Here is a 2186-nt window from a genome sequence, read left to right as displayed (position 1 = left end):
AGGGGTTGGGGTGAGGGTACGAGGCGAAGCCATTCGTCCCGTTCCAACTCCACCAGCTTCGCTCGAACCCTCATCCGCGCCTGCGGAGCCCCTTCTCCCAATGGAAGAAGGGCCAAGCCCGTCTTACGGCTGCACTACCGTCATCGTGGCTGGCGTGCTGCGGCCCACACCACGCAGCTCTGGCCGGTACATGTCTTCCACCAGCGACGGCGGCACTGTGTAGGTGCCCGGAGTGACTGCACGCACCAGGTAGTACACCTGCGCCTTGCTGCCCGACGACAGCGCCAGCGCGGCCACATAGCGGTCGTCGCGGAACTCTTCGTGCTTGACGTCGGCGGCGCTGGACCGCTCGCTGATGCCGATGCCGTCCACCACCACGTCCGCCCACTGCTTGGCATCGCCGAGATTGAAATTCTCGATTTCCAAACCGGCCGGCAGCAGGTCGGTGAGCAAGGCATCGGGCATGCTGCTGTTGGCAGTGATGCTGACACGCACGATCAACGCTTCGCCTTCCTGCAATGGGTGCGGCGTCCACGACTTGCCGTCGGTGGTGTACCAGCTGCGCTCCACACTTAGATTGCGCGTGTCCGGTTCCGGTGCGCTACGCGGAATGCCGGCCACTTCCAGGCTGGCGTACATCGGCGCCTCGCCTTGTGGTGCGAACTGCACGCCGCGCGCCAGGGCGGCACTGTCGAAACTGCGCCCGAACACGCGTGCCGGTGCGACCTGCTGCACCTGGTCGCCCACCGTCAAGCTGCCGGACACCTGCTTGCCTGCCCGACCATCAAGGCCTTGCCCAACCGCGCCAACGCCACCTGATCCTGCGTGCTCAGCCGCAGCCAACCGGTCGCGCGGCGTGCATCCAGCGCGCGGCCCAAGGCCACCGCGCGGGTGTCGTACTCTGGCTTGGACAAACCGCGTTCGTGCAGTAACGCCATCATCAAGGCGTCGTCGCGGATCGCGCTGCCGTAATCGCCGAAGTACGGCGGACGCTCGCTGCTGTCCTTGGCAAACCCGGCCTTAATCGCCGCATCGCCACGCTTGGTATCGCCCTGCAGCGACAAGGCGATGCCCAGATGGACCAACGACAGACCCGTCAATGCCTTGTCGCGCTGGTTGTCGTACAGCGCGCGCAGCGTGCCCAGCGGGGCGCGGTTGACGCGCGCCAGGACGTAGCCGGACCAGGCCTGATTGGCGAATTTCAGATTATCCCGGCGATCCTGCCCGTAGAACTCGTTGCCACCGGACAACAGGTCTTTGCTCAGGCGATTGAGCGCCTTTTGCAACACGTTGTCGGGCACCGCAAAACCGGCGTCCTTGGCATCGAGCAGGAATTCGGCGATGTAGGGCGTCAGGCCCGGGTTGATGTAGCCATCGTCGCCCCACATCGAAAAATGCCCGCTGGCGATCTGCATCGACGCCAGCCGGCCGAACGCGCCTTCCATGCGCTCACGGCGCTTGGCCGCCTCCAGCCCCTTGATGCCGAGCGCCCTGGCGGTGGCATCGTCGAGCAGCAGCGCCGCGTAGCCCTTGCTGTTGGTCAGCTCGGCGCAGCCGTACGGGTACTCCAACGCGCCCTGCAATGCGCTGGCGAACGGAATCGGCGGCAACGCGCTGACCACCATGCGCGCGGTCACCGAGCCGGCCATCAGGCCATCGGCAAACCCGCTGTCCAGGGTGACCGGCGCCAGCGGATCGAGCACGCGCGTCTGCGCACGCAGCACCTGCGGCCAGCCGGCGCGCACCGGCAGCTCGTAGCTGCGGTCGGCCTTGAACCCGTTGCCGTCCACGCGCACGCGCACCTTGGCCACGCTATAGCCTTCGGTAGCGCTCAACGGGAAGCTCAGCGTCTGTTTGGCGTCCACGCCGAGCTTGACGCTGCGCGACGCTTCGCCGATGGCGAGCGGGCCAATGCCCTCCACACGCACGTTGAACTCGCCCGGCTTGCCAGTGAAATTCTGCACGTCCAGCGTCACCGTGCTGCGGTCGCCCGGGGCCATCACGCGCGGCATGCTGGCTTCGGCCAGAATCGGCGCGCGCACGACGGTTTCCATGTCGCGGTTGCCGTAACGCGTGTCCGAATACACCAGCGCCGACACCCGCAAGGTGCCGTTGAAATCCGGCACCGACAGTTGCACGCGCGCGTTGCCGCGGGCGTCGAGTTTGATTAAGGCAACGCTGATCAA

At 66.2% G+C, this 2186-nt stretch carries 1 pseudogene; it reads right to left on the bottom strand.

Annotated features, from left to right (window positions below):
- Positions 1–123 precede the first annotated feature (123 nt).
- Positions 124–2186: pseudogene (locus tag XAXN_RS16925) on the bottom strand (alpha-2-macroglobulin family protein); the annotation flags it as partial.

It is taken from the genome of Xanthomonas axonopodis, assembly GCF_001304695.1.
In the GTDB taxonomy this organism is placed as follows: domain Bacteria; phylum Pseudomonadota; class Gammaproteobacteria; order Xanthomonadales; family Xanthomonadaceae; genus Xanthomonas; species Xanthomonas axonopodis.
Note: the sequence above shows the minus strand (reverse complement) of the source record. Positions and strands in the feature narration are given on the sequence as shown.